Raw genomic sequence first — 24591 nt, 5'->3', positions numbered from 1 at the left:
CGCGTCAACTGGTTTGAGCGATCGCTTTTTTAATGTGAAGAAAAAGGGCGATCGCTTTTCTTGAAAATGGCATTACGCACGCAGCCAAGCTGACTTTTAGGACGAAATTTTGGTTGCAAAAGACGGCTTTTCTATAGAAATAATCAACAAACCTTAGCTAACCTAGGCAGCTAACTAAAAGGCTGGTTATACTGAGTCATTCCACCTAATTACCCCTCTAAAAAAGTTAAGCTGACACAGTTCTACCTAACTAAATATAGAAGATAGGTGAAAAGCTTTTCTCTAAATTAATAGCCAAATCGATGGCGAATTCAAAGGTTACTTGTACAAAAAACATATTGGCTATCTGTTAGCGCTTGAGAATCCTAAAAGAGGAATCTCTGCCCCAACCCAAAAACTCGCTGTAGCCGACAAACGCTGTTAGCCTAACGACACTGAATCAACAGCGTTCGCGGCTCAACTCAATCTTATACGGCTGTAGAGGTGGAGTTGGGCACCACTCAACAATGCTCCAATGTTGTAGTGCAAAACGCCTCACTTAGCAATCTCGGCTGTTTGCAGTCATTGTCCAAACAAGACAGCAATTAATGGAGCAAGTTCCTACAATCTCTATAGAGCCTTAGCTAATTATTTGTTACATTTTTTAACCGAGAGAGCCTTTCTAGGGCATCATTTAGAGAAAGGTTCTATTCAGGCGCTCATTCTACACCATGTCCACTGCTCGTCAAGTCATCGCTCTTTTGAAGAGCCATATAGAAGGTGAAGAACAGCAGTTTTTTACTGTTGCGATGCAGGTTGCTGCTCATGAAGCACGGCAAGGACATGGAAAAGTTGCTGAGGAGATTCGGAATTTAGTCGATCAAGCGAAAGACCAAAGATCTCGGTTTGTCAACAAGCAAGGTGGGCCAGTCCCTCTAATCCAGCCGAAGGGCGATTTACTTAACCTGCTGTCTGCCCGATATTCGGATTTGCGTCTAGCGGACATGGTACTTTCTGAGAAATTGTATGAAAGGTTGATGAGGGTCGTAACTGAACAAGCAAACTCAAACCTCTTGAAAGAACATAATCTGCCCCCCCGTCGTAAGCTGCTTTTGGTAGGGGCACCGGGAACAGGTAAATCGATGACAGCCGCAGCAATCGCTGGAGAACTGAAGCTCCCTCTCTTTACAGTGCTATATGAGGGACTATTCACAAGGTTCATGGGTGAAACAGCAACTCAACTAAAGCTAATCTTTGAGGCAATGTCGTCTACTCGCGGGGTTTATTTCTTCGATGAGTTTGATGCACTTGGATCACAGCGTTCTAGCAAAAACGATGTTGGTGAGATTCGACGTGTTTTAAACTCTTTTTTGCAATTTTTGGAGAATGATGATAGCGACAGTCTAATTATTGCTGCGACCAATCATCCTGATCTTTTAGATAAGGCTTTATATAGACGCTTTGATGATGTAATTCAATACGATTTGCCTAGTCCTGAAGTTACCAGAAAATTAGTTCAATCGCGTCTTATGACCTTTCGGTTGGACTGGAAAATTTGGGATGACATTCTGGCATCTGCAGCAGGTTTAAGTCAAGCCGAAATTATTCGAGCGAGTACAGAAGTCGCAAAGAATGCAGTTCTAGAAAAGAGGAAAGCGATTTTGGAAGATGAGCTAATTGCATCAATTGTAGAGCGTAAATCGATGACTGACTGGTAAATCAACTTATTGCTTGGAGTCAAAAAATCGACCTTTTCCCTTAGCTATGTCCGAATCGCCGCGTGACTTGTCTCATCTGAGGCTTCCTCATCATCCCTCTATTACAAGTAGACAAGCTTATACGTATCCTAAACCAATAGGTAGTGATCGAAGTAATCCTCCGCGAAATCGGGGAAGTCATGCCAGTAAACTTCGTTCTGATCTGAGTAACGTTCTTGGGGCTTTGGAACAGGAGAGAAATTCATCTGCTTCCGAAGTGGATGTAGTAGGTGAGCCTGGATTCTATTTGGATGTAGAGTTTAGCGTTTCAGAGAAGGACAAGGTGCTTCAAAGCATAGAAAATCTTAGGGGTAAGGCTAAGATTGAGTTGATGTCAGTTAGCGTTTCTCCAAATAGCAATGAATATTTAGAGGCTACACTATTTGTTCCTGATAGTAAGAAGAATGATTTTACGAAAAAAATTACTGCCTATGAGAATGAGGAAACAAAAACTGGCAAACCAAAAAATGAAACTCTAGTTAGCCGAATAGAGTCCTTTTTCTTAAGTTCTGTTACTTCATTGTTTACCGACGAGAAGTCACTATTTCCGCAGGATCAAAGTGTGTTAGTTTGGTGGGAGGTCTGGCTCAGAGGTGATCGAAAGGAGAGCTTTGATGAGATCACTGAGCGGCTAGATGTTCGGGTTCAGCCACATTCTGTTAAATTTGTCGAACGTGAAGTGGTTTTAGCGCTGGCTAATGTTGTTCAGCTTGGGCAAATTATCCGTAAGTGTGATGCGATCGCAGAACTCAGAATTGCGAAGGATCTGCCATCATTCTTTTTTGAGAATAACGAGCTTGAACAACAGGAGTGGATGAATGATCTACTGAATAAATGTGTATTTGAGAAATCTCCGAGTGTCTCTGTATGTTTGTTGGATGGTGGTGTGATGAGAACTCATCCATTGCTAGAACCTAGCCTCAGCGAAGATGATATGCATAGCTATGAGCCAATATGGGGGACTCACGACACTCGTGAAGGGCATGGCACAAATATGTCTGGGCTGTTGATCTACGGAGAACTATGTGAAGCTCTGGTTAGTAATCAAAAAATCGAGATTTCGCACTGCTTAGAATCAGTAAAAATACTTCCCCCGCAAGGAGAAAATGATCCTAATCTGTATGGATGGATCATGCAGCAAGGTATTAGCCGTGCTGAGATACAAGCTCCATTCCGAACACGAGTGATTTGTATGCCAGTGACCAGTGAGGGAGCAAATCGAGGAACGCCTTCCTCTTGGTCTGCGGCAATCGATGATCTATGCTTTGGTCGAGATAAAATCTCTGATGAACTGGTTCAACGGTTAATAATTTTGCCAGTTGGTAATATTCGTGATGCGATCAATCGTGAGGATTATATTGCCAATAATGATAGTGCATCCGCTGAGAATCCGGCACAGTCTTGGAATGCGTTAGTCGTTGGGGCTTTTACTGACAAGGTAAATATAGTTGATTCTAAATATCGTCATTGGAAGCCGATCGCGCCTGCTGGTGATCTGTCACCTCGAAGTAGAACGTCTTGTATCTGGAGCCGACATTGGCCTAATCGTCCGGATGTTGTATTTGAAGGGGGAAATCTTGCGACAGATGGATCTTGTGCAGGTGAAGTTTTGGATGATTTGAGCTTGCTTACAGTTCATCACAAAGTTAATCAACGCCTATTTACGCTATTTAGTGATACCAGTGCAGCGACTGCTTTCGCAGGATGTTTTGCGGCACAAATTCTGGTTCAAAATCCTGACTTTTGGCCTGAGACAGTGCGAGCTTTGATTGTTCACTCAGCGACTTGGACAGCAGCGATGCGAAAGCATTTGCCTGCTGCACCACAGCAAAAGGACAAAAGCATTCTGTTGAGGCGTTATGGGTATGGCGTGCCGAGTTTAGAAAAGGCACTTTGGAGTGCGAAGAATGATTTGACAATGATTGTTGAGGATGGGTTTCAGCCTTTTCAGAAGAAAGAAAATCAGTCCAACGTGACAACGAAGGATATGAATCTTCATACTCTTCCCTGGCCGAAAAAAGAACTGGAAGCTTTGGGTGAGAGGGATGTTGAGATGAGGGTGACACTTTCATACTTTATTGAGGCGAATCCAGGAGAACGAGGTTGGGTTCGCCGCTATTCTTATCCTTCCTATGGGCTAAGATTTGCCACTAAAGATGCAACTGAGACACTTTCAGCTTTCAAGAAACGGATTACTAAAGATGCTCATGAGGAAGGGGAAACAGTTTCCTTTAAAAAAGATAAAGGGTGGTTTTTAGGTACCGAATTGCGTAACCGAGGTTCCTTGCATTCAGACATTTGGACGGGAACTGCTGCGGATTTGGCAGCCAAGGATGCAATCGGTGTTCATCCAGTGGGAGGATGGTGGAAAGAGCGCCCTACACATAATCGATGGAATGAACAGATTAGGTATGCGCTGATTGTTTCGATTCGGGTAACAGGGGAAGGAGCTGATATTTATACACCTGTTAAAACGTTGGTTAAGCAAACGCTGGCGATCGAGCTTAAAACTTAAGTACCAGAGAGAGTAGATTGGGCAATGCCCACAACAATCATTCAGAGTTCCTAACCCAACTGGAAGTTAGGGAGCAATAAACTGCTATTGGGCAGTGGTGAGGTTACTGAGATAGGATTTGAAGGTAGCTTTCATGCGACTGTCTAGTGCTTTCTGTACTGATAGTCTATGTCATGGAAGCTTTTCTTGTTTTTCAAATGCCCTCTGAAGAACTTTAAAGTGGTGGGCTATTGCTGGAAAAACATAATCGATGTCTCACATATTCTAATGCAACCGAATATGTGAGCTATGGCAACCTACAAAATAGTAAAACTATTTTAGTGTAAATTTTTCAAGTTCATTGTAATGCTGTTCCAGTGCGCTTGCAGAGTACCCTTTGCTTTCTGCAATTTGATGGGTAAAGAAAGAAGGGATTTAGACCAAAAACCAGTTTGCGGACAGCAAGAGAGGTAATTCTTAAAGATGAGCCATTGGGTCTGTCATAGAAACTTTCACACGAATAACGAATAACAATTACCTGATCAGACTTGCTCATTAGGTCAGACAATTTTATTTTTGCTAGCCTACGCTTCTGTAATTTGTTCCAAGCTTCACTCATTGAAGAACCCGCAATACAAGCTTATTATCGACCAAAGCAAATTAGAGAGTATTTGAAAAACCAATGGTTGTGATTTTGGGCACTCATCGATTCCCCTAGCCACCCTCAAAAAGTAGGGCTAGTTCATTGTATGAGAGTAAAATCTTGTCGAGCCGATTGGCAAAATATGGAAGCTTTGTCAGAGTACACTATAGAAGAAAACCAAACAAATAGTTTTCAAGATGAAGAAAAAAGTGAAAAATATTCCATATGGAATTTGAAACGCTTTTCAATTTATGGGACTCCAATGCCAAACGAATTTTATATAGCGCTTCTCGCAGAAGTAGTCCCTCATTACAAACACAATTAAACAAGTCTAAATTCAAGGCAAAATCAAAAAGCCTTGGGGTAGTCCACTCAAGTAAAGAGCAGAGGAATAAAACTTATCCACTATTTGCAGAAGCAGAATAGTGATGGCAACAGAAATGCCCTGCTCCCCCTGCCGCTCTTAAGGCCTCTCAGAGAGCGGGACAAGGCGCGGGGCAAGCAAACCTAAAGTGCCGATTATCGGTAAGCAATGATAGCCTTCAAGAAGATGAAAAGTTTGAGGCGATCGCTGATCGTTTAGCTAACGAATTCTATAGGTATTTTGGAGCCACCGTACCTTTCGTGTCCGATTATTCTATTAGTCACGCGGAAATTTATAGGGAATCACCCAATGCTAAGTCAAAACATCGGCTCAATCCAAACCCTGTTTCAAACTCGTTTGACCACGCTTGAGCACCTTTTAAAAGTAGCTCAGACTCATTTTTCAGAAGATGAATCCTTTCTGGAAAAACGCATTGCCGCTGACATGCTTCCCTTCGGAACCCAGATTGCTTTCACCTGCAATCAACCCCGCAACTTTGCTTTGTGGTGTGCCGATCAACCTGCCAACAACCTCGATCCAACCGTCACCTCACTTGCCCAAGCAAACGAATACATCACCAACACCCAAGAGCTGCTTGCCAATATTGACGCCGCAGACGAAAAGTTTGCCGAAGTAACGCGGATTGATCTCGGCCAGAGCCTTTATTTAGAGTTGCCTGGTAGTGCTTACGTCAATGACTTTTTAATCCCCAACTTCTACTTTCATCTAGTAACGGCTTACGATATTTTGCGCATGGCTGGTGTTCCCATTGGCAAACAAGATTACATGATGTACCTAGCGCCGTTGGTGAAAAAGGCATAAAGCCAAGCAGGGCGATCGCTGCTGGCCGTGTGTTTGCCTGCGGTGGTGTTTGTAGGCATGGGTACGGTATTCAGGGCAAAGCCTAAAGGGGTAAGGGGTTTTGGGCTTCGGGGGTAACGGATGCGGCCGATTTTTCCGGCTCAGCGGGTTTGTAACCATAGGAGCCACTGACGCCGACAGGGGTGTAAACCACAATCATGGATGACTCCCAATGTTTATGGGCGATCGCCTCTGGCTCTCGATGCATAATCCACTTACCCTGTCGCTGCCGCCGTCGAGCAGGCAAAATCAGCAAATCCTTTTCAGAAAACGTCTCCGATACCTGACGCACAAAATTGCCCTGCCCTTCTTTAACCACAGCCGTTTCGGGCAGGCGATCGCGCCACTCCATCGACGGCTGGCGAGTTTGTGGCCCGCTTAGCACCAGCAAAATTTCCAGCGGTGCCTTTAATTCTTCAGCAAGCTGCTGAGCCACCACAATCGCAAGCTGACTCGCCGCCGAGAGCTTTCGCCTTGCCGGAACCGCTAGCAAAATGCGCTGTACAGTTTCGAGCGGCTGGGGAAACCGGGCAATCAGCACAGGCACCGCCGCATGGTTGATCACCTTATCAATCACATCGCCAAACAAACTATCGCGATAGGTGGAATACCCTTTCCAACCGCAAATAATCAAACTGGCCTGTCGTTCAGCCGCTGTGCGCAGCACCCCGCGATCGATACTGTCATCGACTCGGCCAATTGTCTCCACTGCCACCACCGCACCGTGGGCTAAATTTTCGGCAGTGGCCAATAGCTGTTGCTGTTTTAGCTGCTCTGCTGCCGAAATCGTGCCATAGCGGTCAGATAGCACATGCAAGGGCAGCAGCGTCCCCTTCATCCGTTTAGACAGCAAAATAGCCAAATTGAGCAAATTGTCTTCGGTACTGGGGTTGGCAACAGGAACCAAAATCCGCTTGCCCCATTCCAGCGCCTCTTGTCCTTGGCTAGTAGTTTCGGGGGCTACAGGCTGCACCTGACTGCCCCAGCGCTCCGTAATCCAGGGAGAAGCCACACAGCTCACCAAAATCATCGCAATGATGCCATTGACAGTGGCTTCGTCCACAATCTCCAGATTGAAAGCTACCGTAATAGCGGCCAGCGTCGAAGCAGCCTGCGCCACCGATAGGCCAAAAACCGTCATGCTACCCGGAAACGACCAGTTGAACAGTTTGCCCGATCCCCAAGCGGCTAAAAACTTGCTCAGCAACTCAGCCGCAATGATCACCGAGGCCACCAGCAGCGACTTCGGTTCTCGAAACAAAATCAGCGGGTCTACCAGCATCCCAACTGAAATGAGAAAAAACGGCACAAAGAGCGTATTGCCAATAAACTGAATCCGGTTCATCAGCGGGCTAAGGGTTGGAATTTGCTGCGTAATCGCCACCCCCACCAAAAAAGCGCCTACAATTGGCTCTACTTCAATCAACCCGGCAATATAAGAAACCACAAACAGCGCCGCTAGCACAAAGACAAACTCAGCCCCCTCATCGTGGCCAAATTTGCGGAAAAACCAGCGCCCCAAACGCGGCACACCCCACAGCGTTGTAAAGGTAAAAACCGCCAGCGATGGAATTAAAAATAGCCAAAAACTCAAGGTTAAGTCGCCTTCTTGAGCCTTTACAACCACCGCCAGCACAAGCAGAGCTAAAACGTTGGTAATTAACGTGCCGCCCAGCGTGGCTGTAATGGCGGGTAGCCGCATAATGCCGAGTTTGCTCAAAATCGGCAGCGAAACCAGCGTGTGAGAAGCCAAACACGATGCCACCAGTACAGCGGCTAAAGCGCCATACCCCATCAGCATCAGTGCCCCGGTGCCCATAGCCATGGGCACCAAAAAAGTTGCTAGCCCAAAGCCAATTGCAGGTTTAGCGTTGCGCTTAAGGTCATCTAGGCTGGTTTCTAAGCCACCTAAAAACATCAGAAACAGCAGGCCAACCGTACCCAAAAGCACAATCGTCTCATCGCGCTCTAGCAAATTTAGGCCATGAGGCCCAACAACCACCCCCGCCAGAATCAAACCAACAATTCCCGGTAGCCGCAATCGTTCAAAAATCAACGGTGCCACCAGCATAATGCCAACGATCACCAGAAAAACCGTGACCGGGTCTTGAATCGGCTGATTGAGAACGCCCAAAGCGGTTCCACTTCCTAAAGCGTAACGAAGTGACCAGCCGACAACCGCGTTCAAAGAAAGCAAAAGCACCACGATAAACCTCTACTAACGCATAAAACCATCGACGGACAAAGCTGGGATGCACTCAGGCATCAGTGCTTACCGAGTGAGGTAAGCGCCAGGGCGATCGCGGTTTTCCTTTGACTAAGCGAACCGCAGCAATCTGATTGCCAGCGGTCGGTCAGCTAGATAACGGCTCAGATGTCAGTCTAATCCTGAATCTTAAAGAAAAATGAACCCTCTATTCACTCTTTCTCGCGACATATCTGTTTTTAACCTATATAAAACAGCGTTAAAGTTTTTAACGCTAATAGAGTGACAACTTAAAAACTTGGGAGAATTGGGATAGGAGAAGGCACAGGTGCAAAGCACCGGAGCGGGAGGCAGCTATGAACGCTAGATGTATTGTGTTTTGTAGTGTGATGACCTGTTTAGTGGGTGCCATGCTGGGTTTAGGATTAGCAGAAATCAATCGCGGTAGCCACGAAACGGAACGGCATATTCAGTACGCGATCGTAGGGGCTGCGGGTGGCTTGCTTGTCGGTGCGGCTCAAGAGGCTCTGCGGCAAAAGGCTCACCAAGAGCTAGAATGAGCCGTTTCTATTTTGTTGCAAAGGCTACCTTTTTTAGCTTGAGAGAGCCGCCAAAAGCCTCAAGCCCGACAAAATATTAAACGCTGAGCCATCCAAAAAATTATCCCAAGACTGATAGCCTAGAAACCGTTGAGCAGGGCTGCGATCGCAGCGGTTACGGTATCCGGCTACAGATAGATGTTGCCAAGCGGCAAAAGTTTCAAATTTAGCTCATTGGCTCGCTGCTGTTGCCTATGATTAATACCAATTCTTCAAAAGCAGGGTACAGATGAGAATGACGAAACGCCTGCAGAGCCAAGACTGTTCAATTCAAAATCGAAAATCCAAAATCGAGAATTGATATAAGGCAAGCAAGCAGCGAATGAAAAGCGTTTATGAGTATTGACAAAGCGAACTCATAACGACTATGATTTAGAAGTTGGTTATGAAGCCGCAGTCGCCTCTTGAGAAAATGAGTCAGCACAGCTTCACGACTATTCGATATTGTTGACACAGCTATATGTAGGAGAACGCTTCATGGTTGCGACCCCAGCCCGCGAATCCAAAACCTCTCGCCGCTTTTATCCCACCCGAATTGACCTATCTGCAGACATTCGGGCGCAGGTGGTTGATGTTCTCAATCAAACCCTAGCGGCCACCCTCGATCTGAAAACCCAGACCAAACAAGCCCACTGGAATGTCAAGGGCATGGACTTCTATCAGCTACACGAGCTATTTGATGAAATGGCAGGTGAGCTAGAAGGATATGTCGATATGGTAGCTGAGCGAGCGACCGCCTTAGGCGGAACAGCAATGGGCACGGCTCGCATGGCTGCTAGCGGTTCAATTTTGCCGGAATATCCGGTTGATGCCATTCTGGGTGAGGAACATGTAACGGCTTTAGCAGAGCGCTATGCCGCCTATGCCAAGCATGTTCGCGAAGCCATTGATGCCACCGATGAAATGGGCGATGCCGATACCGCTGATCTGTATACCGAAATTTCTCGTACGGTAGATATGCGTCTGTGGTTCTTAGAAGCGCACCTGGTTAAAAAGTCTGATGTAAGTTAGTCACTGGCTGTCTCTCTAAGGCAAGGCTATCTCAGCGTCACGGCGCTTAGGTAAGCGCTCCGTCATTGATCAACTCCTTCCTGTTTAGGGAGGAGTTTTTTAGTCAGTTGGCGGAACAGTTGGTTTGGCTAGCAGGGGAAAACTGGGAAGGTTGTAAAATTCACGAGTCGAATGTCTAAAGTCTGGCGTGATGGCTGGTACCGCTGTTTGGCGGCGTTTTGGTCGGGTTTGCTGCTGGTGGTGGGGTTAGCATCCGGGCAGCCCGGTTTATCCGCTACGGCTGATCCCTCGCCCTCAATGGCATTGGGCATTTATACCTCAGGATTTGTGGGCGATCGCGCGGTGATGGCTCAATCGGTTTTAGCCTTAGATCGCTGGTCAGGCAAGCCGCTGTCGCTGGTTGGCCTGTTTTTGGATCTAGAATCTGCCAATCCGGCCTATGACATTCCAACTGCGCTCGAAAGGCTGTGGCAAGAGGGCAAAGTCGGCTTTGTTAACCTCAATACCACCCAATCGGCGACAGCAATTGCCACCGGTCGCCTAGACGCATCGCTGCGGCGGCTGGCGCGTGCCTATGCAGACTGGGTAGCGCAAGGGGAAAACCGCTTCGCCTTTGTTGCTCCCCTACCGGAAATGAACGGAGCCTGGGAACCTTACAGCCAATCGCCTGCCATCTTCCAGCAAGCTTACACTCGTTTGCAGCAGCATTTCGCTGCGGCTGGGGTAACGGCTGAGGCCATTCGCTGGGTATTTGCCCCTAATGGCTGGAGCGATCGCGATCGCGAGTTTGAGCGCTACTATCCTGGATCCGAGCAAGTCGATGTGGTGGCTTTTAGTGGTTATAACTGGGGCTACTGCGATCGCGCTGCTTGGCCGCAATGGCAGTCTCCGGCAGAGGTGTTTGGCCCCTATCTCGATCGGCTGCGGGCAATGGCTCCTGAAAAACCGATTTTTATTGCCCAAACCGCTTCTACCAGCATGCTAGCTCAGGGTTCTAGCCCCACCGCCAAGGCTCAGTGGCTAATGGATAGCTATGCTTATCTGGCTGAGGCAGGAGTCAAAGCCGTTCTTTACTTTAACCTAGACAAAGAATGTGATTGGGCTATTTTTCGGCCTGAGGGAGAATCGGTAGTCGCTTACCGTCAGGCGATCGCCCCTGATTCAATCGGTTATTTGCCACCCGCACAACTGCGGTAGGCGGCTGATCTTTATTTAATTAGCGGTTTCTGCGCAAAGGAGAGCGGCCTCATTAGGATAGAATCGCACTCCATTTTTGCAGCAACCAATGGACAGCCTGACTCCTAAGCGGCTCATTTTAGTCGTCGAAAACAATCCAGATCATCAGCGACTCATTGCTGCCGCTTTTCAAGACAGCCCGGTACAGCACGAAATTGTGGCGATCGCAGATGGTGAGCAAGCGCTGGACTTTCTCTATCGACGGGGTCGTTTTGCAACGGCTACCCGACCTGACCTGATTTTGCTAGATCTTGATCTGCCTTCTAAAGCAGGCCCCGACCTTTTGGCCGAAATTAAAGCGCAACCTCAGCTTAAGCGCATTCCCATTGTGATTTTGACGCTGCGCGATCGCCCGGAAGAAGTCTTAAGAGCCTATACCTTGCAAGGAAATTGCTACGTGCTCAAGTCGGCTGACTTTGATCAACTATTTCAAATTATTAAACGAATTGAAGAATTTTGGTTGGGAGTTGTGACGTTGCCACTGGAGTAAAGCTCCGGCAAAAGTAACCTTTCATAGACATAACCAGACTTTTGTAACCAAAAAAGAATATTTAAAGGGCGATCGCGCCCTCAAAATCGCCAACCTCAGGTTTCTAAAATTTTTAGCTTCTTTTAACAAAGGCTGAGAGTGACTTAATTTTCTCCGGCTGGTCGTCGGCACAAATAATAATTGTCCACGACAGCAAGCTCAGCACTTCAAGTTGCGAAATATAAAGCGGAACAGACTTTTTCTATTTAATGTTGCTTTCCTTAAAGCGCCATCCAAATGCAGCAATCGGTATAAGACCTGTCAAACTCAGACTCAAAAGCTCTGCTCTATAGTTGACTAAGCAAGCTGATAGTAATTAGGCGGTAGCCCGCTCATGCCTAACCGCTGCCCCTGATTGCTAACTTTGAGGATTTGCCAAATTCAATCAGTTTTTCCAGATTCATTGATACTTGCCAACAACGCTGGTTGCGATCCCAAAACTTGAAATTCCTATGCTGCGTTTAATTGTGTTTAGCTATTTGTTCTGTGAACTCTTCTTTCTGGTATACGGAGGTCAGTCATGAGTGAGCTTTTAGAAAATCAAGCCATTAACTTAAACCGCCTGAAGCAGCCTGAAATTCATACGCTCGCTCAAGTCCAACCCCACGGTATTTTGCTGGTTTTGCAAGAGCCTGACCTCAGCATTTTGCAGGTAAGCCGCAATGCTACAACCGCCTTTGGCCTAGCATTAGACGCCATCTTGCAAAAAAACCTGGAAGACCTGTTGGATCCCTTCCAGGTCGATCGCTTCAAAGCCGGATTAGCTTACGACAACTTAGAACTCATCAACCCCACTAAGGTTTGGGTACGCCGAGAAGGTGACGACTACCGGGTTTTTGATGCCATCTTTCACCGCAATGCCGATGGCTTTTTAATTCTGGAGTTAGAGCCAGCGCTCACCCAAGAAAACATTCCCTTCCTCAGCTTCTATCACCTCGCCAGAGCCTCAATCAATCAGCTAGCCGAAACCTCTAGCCTGCAAGATTTTTGTCAGGTGATCGTCCGCGAAGTCCGCAACGTCACTGGCTTCGATCGCGTCATGCTTTACAAGTTTGATCACGATGGGCACGGCGAAGTGATTGCTGAAGATCGCCACGCTGAGATGGAATCTTACCTGGGGCTGCATTACCCTGAGTCAGACATTCCCCAGGTGGCGCGGCAAATGTTTTTGTCTAACTGGATTCGCGTCATTCCTGATGCCACCGCCGAACCAACGGCTCTGTATCCGCAGCAGAACCCAGTGACCCAGCAGCCCACGGATCTGATGCTGTCAATTTTGCGCAGTGCCTATTCCTGCCACCTAGAATACTTGCACAACATGAAGGTGGGAGCCTCGCTAACCATTTCGCTGATGAAAGATGGGCAGCTTTGGGGGCTAATTGCCTGCCACCACCGCACACCTAAGCAAGTTCCCTACGAGCTACGCAAAGCTTGTGAATTTTTGGGTCGAGTTATCTTTGCTGAAATCTCTACCCGTGAAGAAGAAGCCGACTACGCCTATCGAATGAAGCTGGCTCAAGTACAGTCTGCCCTGATTGAGCGCATGTCAGAAGACGAGCACTTTATCAATGGCTTAGTTCACTATCAGCCGAATTTGCTAGCGCTGGCGGGCGCTCAAGGGGCGGCTATTTGCTTCAACGGTCAGTGGACGACCCTGGGTCGCACACCTGCTGAAGAAGAACTTAACTACCTGGTGCAGTGGTTAGCCAAAAACGTGGACGAAGAAGTGTTTTACACCGATTCTCTGCCGCTGGTTTACTCTGACGCTGAACGTTTTAAGGATGTAGCCAGCGGCTTATTGGCGATTCCCTTTTCCAAACGTAGCTATGTGCTGTGGTTCCGCCCTGAAGTTTTGCAGACTGTCAATTGGGGGGGTGATCCTAACAACGCCTACGAGCTAAAAAATGACGCTGGCAATCTGCGCCTCTGTCCGCGCCAGTCGTTTGAACTGTGGAAAGAAACCGTGCGGCTGAAGTCGCTACCCTGGAAGCCAGTAGAAATTAAAGCGACGCTAGAACTTCGCAAGGCCATTGTCAACATTGTGTTGCGGCAAGCTGAAGAACTGGCATTGTTAACCCAAGACCTAGAGCGCTCTAACGCCGAACTGAAGAAGTTTGCCTATGTAGCGTCTCATGACTTGCAAGAGCCGCTCAACCAGGTAGCTAACTTTGTGCAACTGTTAGAAATGCGCTACGACGCCGCTCTAGACCAGGATGCGAAAGAGTTTATTGGCTTTGCGGTTGAAGGGGTGAGCCTGATGCAAACGCTGATTGATGATGTGTTGGCTTACTCAAAGGTTGACCTCAAAGGCATTGAGTGGCAGTTAACTAACGTAGAAGAGCCGCTCCAGCAGGCGCTCAACAATTTACGCCGCCGCATTGTAGAGACGGAAGCTGAAATCATCTTTGAGGCGATGCCAACGATTGTGGCTGACAGTACGCAGCTTATGCAGATTTTTCAAAATCTGATTGGCAATGCTATCAAGTTTAAGCAGCCCGATCAGCCGCCGCGCATTCATATCAACGCTCAACGTCAAGAAGATGCCTGGTTGTTTTCGGTCAAAGACAATGGCATTGGCATTGATCCCCAGTTTGCCGATCGCATTTTTGTCATTTTCCAGCGTTTGCATACGCGCGATGAATATCCTGGCTCTGGTATGGGGTTAGCTATTTGCAAGAAAATTGCTGAGTGCCACCGAGGTCAAATCTGGGTCGATTCAGCGCTGGGGCAAGGCGCTACCTTCTATTTCACCATCCCTGTAGGAGGCCGCGATCGCCATCATGGCAACGGACACAAATCAGCCAACTATCTTTTTAATCGAAGATAATCGGGGAGATATTCGCCTGATTCAAGAAGCGCTCAAAAGCACATCCTTGCAGTGTCAGGTCGTCGTGGCCCGCGACGGGATTGAGGCAATGGAGTATCTACGGCAGGATGGGGATCACGCTGGCGCAGTCCGTCCCGATCTCATCCTGCTCGATTTGAACTTGCCGCGAAAAGATGGCCGGGAGGTCTTGGCCGAAATCAAGACCGATCCGGCTCTCAAGCATATTCCTATCATTGTGCTAACCACTTCACGCAACGAGGAGGACATCTTTAAAAGCTACGATCTACACGTCAATTGCTACATCTCAAAGTCGCGCAATCTGGCACAGCTATTCAAAATTGTTCGGGGGATTGAGGAATTTTGGTTGGAGACTGCCACGCTACCACCCGACCTTTAGAGAGCCAGTCGGTTGTTAATCTGCTGCTGGTAGAAGACAATCTAGCAGAAGCCAGACTTTTACAAGAACTGCTCAAAGGCTCTTTGTTTAGCCGCTTTCAGCTTACTCATGTCAAGCGGCTATCTGAGGCGATCGCCCAGTTGCAGTCAGGCTGTTTCAACGGTATTTTGCTAGATTTGACCCTGCCCGATAGTACTGGGCTGGCTTCTCTAGAGGCTTTGGTGCAGCAGGCTCCCAATTTGCCGATTGTGGTGCTAACCAACACCAACGACAATGAGTTAGCCGTAGAAGCCGTGCGGCGTGGCGCTCAAGACTATTTGTTTAAGCGCCAGATGAACCAAGACAGTCTGGTGCGATCGCTGCGCTATGCGATCGAGCGCAAGCAATCTGCCCAGGCTTTGCAAGCTGCCAACGAAATTTTGGAGTTGCGCGTACAAGAGCGCACCGCTGAACTCAAAGCCGCCAACGAGCAGCTCCAGCGAGAGGTGACCCAACGCCAGCAAATTCAAGAACGCCTAGTTTTAGCTCAGCAAGCGGCCAAAATTGGCACATTTGAGTGGCATATTCGCTCTAATGCCATCACCTGGAGCGCTGAACTAGAAGAATTGTACGGCCTGACGGCTCAGCACTATGACGATTGGCTGGCAGCACTTCATCCTGACGATCGCGCCACGGTTGAGTCAGCCATCTGGCAAGCCGTCAGTCGCGGCCATGGTTTAGATATTGAGTTTCGCATTAGCTCAGTGCCCAACGAAACCCGCTGGATAACCGTCAAAAGCAGTCTACTGCGGGATGCCAGTGGCTTGCCGCAGCGGCTGATTGGCATTCACATGGACATTACAGAGAAAAAGCAGCTAGAGGCGCAGTTTTTGCGAGCGCAGCGCCTAGAAAGTCTGGGGACGCTAGCAGGCGGTATTGCCCACGACCTCAACAACATTTTGACCCCCATTTTGGGGGTGGTAAAGCTGCTGCCTCTCAAGATCACTAACCTGGATGAGCAGTCACAAGATCTGCTCAAAACCTTAGACAATAGCGCCCAGCGAGGAGCCGACCTGGTTAAGCAGATTTTGTCTTTTGCCAGAGGCGTAGAGGGCAAACGCGGCTATTTGCAGCTTAAACACCTGCTGCTAGAAGTGAAACGCATTATCCAGCAGACGGTGCCCAAGTCGATTCAGGTTTGCCTGGATGTACCGACCCATCTTTGGGCTGTTTCCGGTGATGCGACCCAGCTACATCAGGTGTTTGTTAACCTTTGCGTCAACGCTCGCGATGCCATGCCGACAGGCGGCGAACTGTTGATCCGAGCTGAGAATCACCTGATTGACCAAGCAGCGTCTAGACGATATTTGGAGGCTAAACCCGGTGCTTATGTGGTAGTGAGTGTGAGCGATACGGGAACGGGCATGTCAGAAGCGGTGATTCAGCGTATTTTTGATCCGTTCTTTACCACAAAGGCCATTGGCCAGGGTACGGGGTTGGGGCTTTCGGCAGTCTTGGGCATTGTCAAAAGCCACGGCGGCTTTTTGGATGTTCAGAGCCAGGTTGATCAGGGCAGCCAGTTTCAAATCTTTTTGCCCGCTAGTCAGGCTGCGATCGCGCCGCCTGTTGCCCCCGGTGCCGAGCTTCCGGTTGGGCAGCAGCAGCTGGTGCTGGTGGTAGATGACGAGTTGGCCATTTGCGAAATTACCAAAGCAACGCTAGAAACCTATCACTACCAGGTGCTGACTGCCAGCGATGGCATGGAGGCGATCACCCTTTTTGCTGACCACAAAGACAAAATTGCCGTAGTGCTGATGGATTTAATGATGCCTGTGATGGATGGGTTAGCCGCAATTACGATAATGAACCGCTTAAAGCCTGATGTCTGCGCGATCGCCATGAGTGGCCTGACCTCTAAAGAAGCCGTTGCCAGAGCCAAGGCGCTGGGGTTTCAGCAATTTTTGGCCAAACCGTTTACCACCGAAGACCTGCTGCAAATGCTACACCAACGGCTCAATTCAGTCTGAAGCGGATAGATAGGGCTGAATCGGTAGCGGTTGCCCTTGAGCATCAAACGTTTGTAGCCAGAACTGGCGTTCTAAGTAGTAGTCTAAAAGCTGCCGATTGGCTTCATCTCCCAAATCGTTGGCAAAAATAATGGTGGCACTGTCAATATCGGCAGGGTTATAAACCCAAGCCTCTTTATAAGAAGTTTGAGGATTGAAGCGGACGATAACCACGTCTTTACCCGGTAACGCCGTGAGCACTTCTACCAGACGAGCACGAGGCGTTTCGGAAACGCCACCGTTGATAAAGCCGGGGTTGGCATACTTATAGGGCAGCTTGAGCAAAAGGTAGAGCAAAAAGGCGATCAACAAAACTTGCTGCCAAGACGGCCAGCGACTTTTTTGCTTTGAGCGCTGCGCGGCCGCCTGCACCAGCTTTTGGACACAGGCGGTCATCAGTAAGGCGATCGCAATTGTGCCCGGTGCTAGCTGATCAGGCCGATTCGGCAAAATCAAATAGCGTGTAGACAGCAGCAACAGCAGTGAGATAAAAGCTAGCTGTAACCACGGCTGCCGAATCCAGGCTGAATAAACCAGCGGTATAATCAGCAAAAATATCCAAAACCAGGCATTGGCGGCGTCAAACAGCAGATCTTCAGTTCGCAGGGTTAAGATACGCCAGAGGGGCTTTTGCCGCATACGCTCAAAGCGCTCAGCTTGCCAGTCGCTATATTTCTGCAACTGCTGGTTGGGAAAGTCGGGGACAGGGCGGTAGTCTTGCCACAAAAAAGCAGGCACAACCGTATACTGCTGCTCGTAGACTGAATAGGGAAATTTCAGCGGGTTGCCCGTCACGGCTTTGTTGTAGGCCATCGTCAAGCTGCTCACCAGCACCAAAGCCACCAGCAACGGCAGGCCACCGCGCTGCCAGCGTCGCTTCAGCATAGGGCGATTAGGAGCCTGTAGCAGCCAGCCAGCTAGCACCACTGCCGTTGGTAGGGCAAAAAAAAGCCCTTCTAGCGGTCGGGTATTGGCTAATAGACCCAGGCCAATAGCTAGCAAAATGGCATTCACCGCTTTTGGCCTGCGGATCAGGCGGATCAGCCCCCCCCACATCAGCGCCCCTGCCAGCACGGCCACCATCGCCCCTCGATAAGACTGCGACCAGTGGTGCAAAATGCCAATATCTAAAAAGATTAAACCCGTTCCCCCCAGCGCCCACGGCGATTTAAAGTAACCCCACAGCGCCCAGTACACAGCGCTGGTAGCGATCGCCGTGGTTAGCCAAATACCCCACACCGGATCCCCCCCCAATCGCTGACCCAGCCCCAAAAAAAGTCCGGCTCCTGGCGGTAGCTTGGCCGCATAGCTAGGCTGTTGCAAAATATGTATGCTTTCAAAAAAAGCAAAAAGGGGATGGGTAGGATTGGCGAAACGGCCAGAGGCAATTGTGTCTGCCGTGAGCAAATGAGCAAACTCGTTGTGAATAAGCGGCACTGGCCAGTGCAGCGAACCCATGCTGGCCGTAACCAGAAACGAAAGCCCAAAAACCAAGGCGATCGCCCTATGAGGAGAGTTGGCCAGCACTCGCCAAAACTGGGTGGGCTGGTTTGGCTGAGAAATGTTGCGATCCATGGCTGGGGGACAAGGTACGGTCGGGTGGTAGAGCTAACGCATAAGGGTAAGGGCAGCGGGCAGGCGGCTTTTTGTTAGGGGGTTGCCGCTATTTGAGTGGCTCAAATCTGGTAGCGATCGCTGTTGTTTGGTCGGCGGCTCTAGTTTAGAGCCTGAGTTATCCGGTTAACGAGCCATTGACCGGAACTCGTTGGTCAATTCTGGGTCTATTACAACCGAAGCCCTCCCCTAGTTTCTAAATACCCGTTCTGGAGCTGGTTTTGTTTAGCTCGTCTACGGGACTACCGCCTTCTCAAACCGATTTCGGCATCTACCCGGGTGCAGGATAAGCGTCATGGATTGATGCGATCGCCTTGGCCGCAAACAGACTGGTTAGCGGTGGCTTGAGGCTGTCAATCGGGCGCGATCGCCTAGACATATCTTAAATCTGCAAGTGATGAATAAAGTAGAATTCAACCTTCTCAATGATTGGGGCACAGGCTTTACTGCCGAAATCATAATCACCAACACGGGTACCCAAGCGATCGATCAATGGCAGGTAGCCTTTGAAGCGCCGTTTACAATTGCGCACCTTTGGAATGGCAACCTCAACCAAACGGGCAATACTTACAGCGTCTCTAATCTCAGTTGGAACCGCTCGATTGCCCCCGGAGAGAGTGTTCGCTTTGGCTTTAACGGTCAAAAGCCTGAAGGCAGCTCTAACCAGCCGACCCGCCTGCGCCTGCTAGAGGCCGACCCGCCGATCGTTGCCTCGCCAACGCCCCCACCGCCGCCTACAGTAACCATTAGCGATGCCACAGCAACCGAAGGCAGCAACCTCAACTTTACGGTGTCGCTTTCTCAGGCAAGTGCTACCCCGGTTACGCTCGACTACACCACTGAAAACGGTAGCGCCCAGGCTTCGCAAGACTTTCAGCCAACAGGCGGTCAACTCACCTTTGCCCCCGGTGAAACCCAAAAGACAATCTCAGTGCCCACTGTAGACGACACCCAAGTAGAGCCGTCAGAAACGTTAACCCTAAAGCTGAGCAATGCCAGCGGCGCTCGCCTAACGGACAACCAAGGCAGTGGCAGCATTGTAGATAATGACGTGGCTGCTATACCTGCTCCTGTGCCGCCACCTGTCGCCCCGCCGCCCCCAACCCCGCTGCCCCCGCCTGCCAATTCAGGAACGGGTGCTTTTAACTATGGAGAAGCCCTGCAAAAATCTTTTCTGTTTTATGAAGCCCAGCGATCGGGAGCATTGCCAGCCGACCATCGGATTGAATGGCGAGGAGACTCAGCCCTTGCCGACGGAGCAGCGGTGGGCGTTGACCTCACAGGCGGCTACTACGACGCAGGCGATCACGTCAAATTTGGCCTGCCGATGGCCGCTTCAATGACGCTGCTGAGCTGGGGGGTTCAGGCGTATGGTGACGCCTATAGCCAGATGGGGCAGCTAGATGAGGCACTAGCGGCAATCAAGTGGGGCACTGACTATCTGCTGAAAGCCCATGTGACCGATAGCCAGGGCACTCAAGCCTTTTGGGGGCAGGTAGGTGATGGCAATGTCGATCACAGCTACTGGGGTGCCCCCGAAGAAATGACCATGCCCCGTCCGGCGTTCAAAATCGATCGCGACCATCCCGGTTCAGATCTGGCGGCTGAGGCGGCAGCGGCGCTGGCAGCGGCTTCTATTGTGTTTCGGCCTAGCGATGCGGCTTATGCAGATGAGCTATTGCAAAATGCTGAACAGCTTTATACCTTTGCCGATACCTATCGCGGCAGTTATTCTAATTCGATTCCCAACAGCGCTCAGTTTTATAACTCTTGGAGTGGCTACCAGGATGAGTTAGCTTGGGGAGCCATCTGGCTGCACGAAGCGCTAGAAGCGAGCGGTCAGTCAGATGTTACCTACCTGAATAAGGCTGAGTCGGCCTATACCAGCATTGGCCCCGGCTGGACGCAAAGCTGGGATAACAAATCCTACGGCACAGCCGTGATGTTGGCGCAAGAAACAGGCGCGGCTCGTTACCGGAATCAGGTAGAAACCTGGCTCAATAGCTGGTTACCGGGGGGGAGCGTTGCCTACACCGAAGGAGGGCTAGCTTGGCTAGATCAGTGGGGTTCCCTGCGCTATAGTGCCAACACGGCTTTTCTGGCGGGCATCTACAGCGATACGGTGAATGACCCCGGTGGCCAATACAGCCACTTTGCAACGCAGCAGATTGACTATATTTTGGGCGACAACCCGCGACAGTTTAGCTACATGGTGGGTTTTGGCGAAAGTTATGCGCTCAATCCGCATCACCGAGCCGCTTCAGGGACGACAAATATTTCAGATCCGGCGGTCAACGACCATATTCTCTATGGGGCATTGGTTGGTGGCCCTAAGTCGGCCAGCGACTTTGCCTACGAAGATGCCCGCACAGACTATATCTCTAACGAGGTAGCTCTAGACTACAACGCCGCTTTTACCGGGGCTTTGGCGCGGTTAGCAGGGCGATATGGTGGCGAGCCACTGAGTGGAGCTGAGCTGAACGCGCTACCGGGTATTGCCGTTGCGGATGGGGCTTTGGCGGTGGCGGCAGCATAGCCGTCTTCTATCAAACGGGGGGCAGAGCTTGACGGCTCGTAGGCCAAATCGCCGAATTTACGTCGTTTTGGCCTAGATCCCCAAAAGAGGATAGGGTTTGCCGCCCTCTGAGAGGGCGGCGGCTATCAGGCTTTATAAACCTTCTTGATAAAGCGGGGTTGAGAATCTTTTTGGCGATCGCTCAGCCCGTTTTATCCGCGGAGAAGTCACCCGCAACATCCAGTTCAAAAACCAAGGTGCTAGGCGATCGCACCACAGAGCTAAGCGCCCCTGCCAACCCACTACAATTTCTGACTTGCCTTGTTGCAACCCCCGCATCAAGGCTTGGGCTACTTGCTGCGGGGTCATTGGCACCACTCCTCGAAACCAGTCAAAGTGGCGCACCATGTCGGTATCGGTCAGAGACGGTAACAGCGCCACCACCTCGACGTTATGACCTGCTAGCTCATGGCGCAGGGCTTGGCTAAAGCCCAAAATGGCAAATTTCGTGGCTGAGTAGGTAGCCATTGTTGGCGCGGCGACCTTCCCCATCAGGCTAGAGACATTGACAATGCACCCCTCTCGTTGCGTCGCCATGCGACGGGCAACCAGACGCGTTACCGTGTATAGGCCAATCAAGTTTGTATCAATTTCGGCCTGCACCTGCGGCAATCGGGTTTTCAAAAACGGAGCTTGGTGAGCCACTCCAGCGCAGTTGACTAGTAGATGAATGGGGCCGTGGCTCTTCCAAGCTTGGGCAATGGCAATGCTCACCTCTTGAGGTCGGGTCAAATCACAGCAGAGGGGCACAACTTCTACCCCCAACGCCGCAATTTCAGTGGCAACCTCAGCTAACTTTTGGCGGTTACGGGCACTTAAAATAATCCGGCGGATGCCTTGGTGAGCCAGTTCTAGCGCGATCGCTCGGCCAATGCCGCGCGAGGCTCCGGTCACCAGAGCCGTCTTTCCTTGAATGTTCATGACAAATCTCCTAAAGTCGGTGATTCACAAGCTGCCTATTGCTCCCACGAGCAGCTTTGCGGTTCAGACAGTTGTGAAATTGCAAACAGAATTAGGGCTATGCCCACGGTTGGGCCTACCTGCGCTAATTCCTCACCCAGTTGAAGCGGATGCAGTTCATAGAAAGTAGCCTCCTAAAAGGTTGGATCAATGTTAGAAGCAACTGCATTCACAAGCTAGCAAGCAGATCAAGAAGCTGCAACATTTATTTATAAAGGCTGGTTTTTTTGGTATTGCTTAATGCTTCTTTCAGGATCACGCCGACTCATAAACCCCAGTCAGGCCAACTCAACCTTTTCTGTAGACCCGATTGGGCGGCAACAGCAGCGACTAACCCCAGAACGCATTTATGAGAATTGGCGATCGCCTGTTACCTTCATTCTCATGTTTTTGGCTTTTAATGAGCCTGATTTTAGCCAGCAAAAAATAGCGATCGCCTGCCTCAAACTCAACTACATCAGTGTTTAGACGGTTGGCGATCGCAATTATGCTACTGCAAGTTAAAAAACTGACACCTTAAAACAGCGTTAGGAAATCTTACTGGCTGCTTTAAAGCCAACCGCAATAAGATTTTTGCCGCGTACCACCTCGGTCGTTAAATGCATGGTGTTTTTGAGAAAAGCTTGAAAAGCGTTCCAAACAATCTGGTCATACCAAAGGCGCTTCCAGCGATTGGCGTGTTCTGAAAACTCGCCGTGGACAGTTTCGACCTGAAACCCAGCCACCTGAAACACCTGCTGCAGGCTACTTTGAGTAAAGCCAGTCTCGTGGGTAAAATCGCCAAACTGGGTTTTGAGATTGAACGGATTGCTCAAATTCGGCACCCGAACAATCAGCTTACCCCCCGGCTTGAGGTGTTGAAAAATGGCCTTTAGCGTTTGAATGACCTCTGGCTTGCTCAGATGTTCTAGCACATCGCTCATGACAACGCAGTCTAGGCTGTCTGTCTGCGTCGTAAAGTAGCTGTTAATATCGGCACAAACAACTTGCTGAAAGCCTTTTTGGTGGCAAATTTCAACTTGCTCAGGCGAAATATCAATTGCCTTTACCTGGCTATAGCCGTGCTGTTGGCAGCACAGCAAAAACGAGCCATCGCCACACCCAACTTCTAAAATATGGGCTGCTTTATCGGCGGGTAGATAAGGCCCAAAATATCGACTATATTGCTTGGCTCGATACAGAGAGAGTTTGTCTGTTAGTCCGGCGGCGGGGGCGTAGTGGGTCGTAGCGTAGCGCTCATACAAACTGGATCGATAGGCAGACTGAGGCGATTCAGACATCTTAACGAGATCTCACTGATTTGCAGGCCGAGGGGAGTGTACCCATTCGCGATCGGGCATTAACTGTAATGTTACGGAGTATAGCTAAAGGCAAAAACAGCAGGCTACAGGCCGAATACAAAGTTTCTGCCAGCGGCTTTAGTCATTTAAGTGCCTGAGCGCTAGTTGCCATAGCGTCACCCGGTTTTACCACCGGAGAGATTAGCGGCAGGGGGCTAAAAAATTGAGGGATGTCAGCAGATTTTCTATCGTTTTCAAGAGGTGGTCTGACGCTTTTTGCGGCCTAATAGAAAAACTGTTTCCCCAAACTATACTTGTGAACCCCATACTGGTTTCTTTGACACTAGCAACAGCCTTGCTCTCGGCGGGGTGTACGGTAAGTCCGGCAGAGCTTTCGGCTGCTTCTACCCCAACTTCTACTCCCACTACAGCGGCCACGCCCCCGACGGCGGCTACCCCGCCAGCGGCCAATTTTCCTGACATGGTTCAAACCATTCATCAGCAGGTAAACGAATTTCGGCGATCGCAAGGACTTGCACCTTTAAGCCTGCAGCCGCTAATGTCGGCTGAAGCTCGTCAGCATAGCGAAGCAATGGCGCAAGCTGGCGGACTTAGCCACGACGGCTTTTCCCAGCGGGTGGCGGCTATTCGCCAAACGTTGCCGCTACGCTCAGCCGCAGAAAATGTGGCGTTTAATTCGGGGTTTGAAGATCCGGCAGCGCAAGCGGTAGAAGGCTGGAAGCAAAGCCCTGGGCATCGGCAAAACATGCTGGGAGACTTCAGCCAGACAGGCATTGGCATTGCCCAAGACGCCCAAGGGCAGTATTATTTCACCCAGCTTTTTGGCGAACTCTAAAACGACGAGGCGATGGCTCAAACTGAGATCAACCCTTGATTTCTCGTCGGCTCAAATGACGTAAATTCGTCATTTTTTGGAGACTGACCAAAGCAGGGTGATGGCTGTAGCCGTTAGCGTTGAAACACTTAAACAGCTAAAAGCCCTGACAAAGAACTTTTCATTCTGCCCGCTGCCTTTAGCCGTCAACCTTTAACGAGCGTTAATCCTCAAAGGCGGCACCCAGATTCGAACTGGGGATAAAGGATTTGCAATCCTCTGCCTTACCACTTGGCCATGCCGCCATTCCGAAACCTTAATATAGCAAATTTTGTGAACAAGGTTAACGCTGGGTGGAGAGAATCACCCATAGCAGTGA

Annotated in this window: 18 protein-coding genes and 1 tRNA gene; 14 read left to right on the top strand and 5 right to left on the bottom strand. The window is 49.6% G+C overall.

Features of this window, described 5'->3' with window-relative positions; translation table 11 throughout:
- The first annotated feature begins 710 nt into the window (after window positions 1-710).
- From ACTS3T_RS10985 to ACTS3T_RS10970, 4 genes are all read left to right on the top strand, one after another.
- On the top strand, window positions 711-1697 hold the full coding sequence (locus ACTS3T_RS10985) for an AAA family ATPase (protein WP_377967187.1): 987 nt from the start codon (window positions 711-713) through the stop codon (window positions 1695-1697).
- Between the two features lie 46 nt (window positions 1698-1743).
- Window positions 1744-4251, top strand: a complete 2508-nt coding sequence (locus tag ACTS3T_RS10980) for a S8 family peptidase (RefSeq protein WP_377967184.1) — start codon at window positions 1744-1746, stop codon at window positions 4249-4251.
- A gap of 728 nt (window positions 4252-4979) precedes the next feature.
- Window positions 4980-5198, top strand: a complete 219-nt coding sequence (locus tag ACTS3T_RS10975; protein WP_377967182.1) for a hypothetical protein — start codon at window positions 4980-4982, stop codon at window positions 5196-5198.
- 348 nt (window positions 5199-5546) lie between these two features.
- Window positions 5547-6059, top strand: a complete 513-nt coding sequence (locus ACTS3T_RS10970) for a DUF1993 domain-containing protein (RefSeq protein WP_377967180.1) — start codon at window positions 5547-5549, stop codon at window positions 6057-6059.
- An 82-nt stretch (window positions 6060-6141) separates the two neighbouring features.
- On the opposite strand, the gene ACTS3T_RS10965 is transcribed toward ACTS3T_RS10970, so the two are convergent.
- Window positions 6142-8232 carry a cation:proton antiporter domain-containing protein gene (locus tag ACTS3T_RS10965; RefSeq protein ID WP_377967195.1) on the bottom strand — a complete coding sequence of 697 codons (2091 nt, stop codon included), beginning with the start codon at window positions 8230-8232 and terminating at the stop codon, window positions 6142-6144.
- 428 nt (window positions 8233-8660) lie between these two features.
- On the opposite strand from ACTS3T_RS10965, the gene ACTS3T_RS10960 reads away from it, so the two are divergent.
- The 7 genes from ACTS3T_RS10960 (at window position 8661) to ACTS3T_RS10930 (ending at window position 16909) form a co-directional block, all read left to right on the top strand.
- On the top strand, window positions 8661-8864 hold the full coding sequence (locus ACTS3T_RS10960; protein ID WP_377967178.1) for a hypothetical protein: 204 nt from the start codon (window positions 8661-8663) through the stop codon (window positions 8862-8864).
- 516 nt (window positions 8865-9380) lie between these two features.
- Window positions 9381-9914, top strand: coding sequence for a DNA starvation/stationary phase protection protein Dps (dps, locus tag ACTS3T_RS10955; protein ID WP_377967176.1), 534 nt, complete (start codon window positions 9381-9383; stop codon window positions 9912-9914).
- Window positions 9915-10085: 171 nt separating this feature from the next.
- Complete coding sequence (locus tag ACTS3T_RS10950) at window positions 10086-11111, top strand: glycosyl hydrolase (RefSeq protein WP_377967174.1); 1026 nt, start codon at window positions 10086-10088, stop codon at window positions 11109-11111.
- Window positions 11112-11199: 88 nt separating this feature from the next.
- On the top strand, window positions 11200-11640 hold the full coding sequence (locus tag ACTS3T_RS10945; RefSeq protein WP_377967172.1) for a response regulator: 441 nt from the start codon (window positions 11200-11202) through the stop codon (window positions 11638-11640).
- Between the two features lie 559 nt (window positions 11641-12199).
- Window positions 12200-14506: an ATP-binding protein gene (locus tag ACTS3T_RS10940; protein WP_377967170.1), complete on the top strand. Its 2307-nt coding sequence runs from the start codon at window positions 12200-12202 to the stop codon at window positions 14504-14506.
- Complete coding sequence (locus tag ACTS3T_RS10935; RefSeq protein WP_377967167.1) at window positions 14460-14903, top strand: response regulator; 444 nt, start codon at window positions 14460-14462, stop codon at window positions 14901-14903. The genes ACTS3T_RS10940 and ACTS3T_RS10935 overlap by 47 nt, the downstream gene beginning before the upstream one ends.
- A complete protein-coding gene (locus ACTS3T_RS10930; RefSeq protein ID WP_377967165.1) occupies window positions 14867-16909 on the top strand; it encodes an ATP-binding response regulator in 2043 nt (680 codons plus the stop codon). The genes ACTS3T_RS10935 and ACTS3T_RS10930 overlap by 37 nt, the downstream gene beginning before the upstream one ends.
- On the opposite strand, the gene ACTS3T_RS10925 is transcribed toward ACTS3T_RS10930, so the two are convergent.
- Complete coding sequence (locus ACTS3T_RS10925) at window positions 16901-18523, bottom strand: hypothetical protein (RefSeq protein WP_377967163.1); 1623 nt, start codon at window positions 18521-18523, stop codon at window positions 16901-16903. The genes ACTS3T_RS10930 and ACTS3T_RS10925 overlap by 9 nt on opposite strands.
- Before the next feature lie 436 nt (window positions 18524-18959).
- On the opposite strand from ACTS3T_RS10925, the gene ACTS3T_RS10920 reads away from it, so the two are divergent.
- Entirely contained in the window at window positions 18960-21098 is a 2139-nt protein-coding gene (locus tag ACTS3T_RS10920; RefSeq protein ID WP_377967161.1) for a glycoside hydrolase family 9 protein, read from the top strand.
- A gap of 132 nt (window positions 21099-21230) precedes the next feature.
- Here ACTS3T_RS10920 and ACTS3T_RS10915 read toward each other — a convergent pair whose 3' ends face one another.
- Window positions 21231-22058, bottom strand: coding sequence for an SDR family NAD(P)-dependent oxidoreductase (locus tag ACTS3T_RS10915; RefSeq protein WP_377967159.1), 828 nt, complete (start codon window positions 22056-22058; stop codon window positions 21231-21233).
- A 279-nt stretch (window positions 22059-22337) separates the two neighbouring features.
- Here ACTS3T_RS10915 and ACTS3T_RS10910 point away from each other — a divergent pair, with 279 nt between their 5' ends.
- Window positions 22338-22565, top strand: coding sequence for a hypothetical protein (locus tag ACTS3T_RS10910; RefSeq protein ID WP_377967157.1), 228 nt, complete (start codon window positions 22338-22340; stop codon window positions 22563-22565).
- 59 nt (window positions 22566-22624) lie between these two features.
- Here the strand turns inward: ACTS3T_RS10910 and ACTS3T_RS10905 are convergent, their stop codons facing one another.
- Complete coding sequence (locus tag ACTS3T_RS10905; RefSeq protein ID WP_377967154.1) at window positions 22625-23377, bottom strand: class I SAM-dependent methyltransferase; 753 nt, start codon at window positions 23375-23377, stop codon at window positions 22625-22627.
- A gap of 337 nt (window positions 23378-23714) precedes the next feature.
- On the opposite strand from ACTS3T_RS10905, the gene ACTS3T_RS10900 reads away from it, so the two are divergent.
- Complete coding sequence (locus ACTS3T_RS10900; RefSeq protein ID WP_377967152.1) at window positions 23715-24233, top strand: CAP domain-containing protein; 519 nt, start codon at window positions 23715-23717, stop codon at window positions 24231-24233.
- A gap of 213 nt (window positions 24234-24446) precedes the next feature.
- Here ACTS3T_RS10900 and ACTS3T_RS10895 read toward each other — a convergent pair.
- Window positions 24447-24517: transfer RNA gene (locus ACTS3T_RS10895), tRNA-Cys, on the bottom strand.
- Between the last annotated feature and the right edge of the window lie 74 nt (window positions 24518-24591).

The organism is Almyronema sp. (assembly GCF_052168255.1).
GTDB classification, from domain to species: Bacteria; Cyanobacteriota; Cyanobacteriia; order Phormidesmidales; family Phormidesmidaceae; genus Sphaerothrix; species Sphaerothrix epifaneia.
The sequence above is the reverse complement of the archived record's forward strand: the minus strand, read 5'-3'. Positions and strand labels throughout refer to the sequence as shown.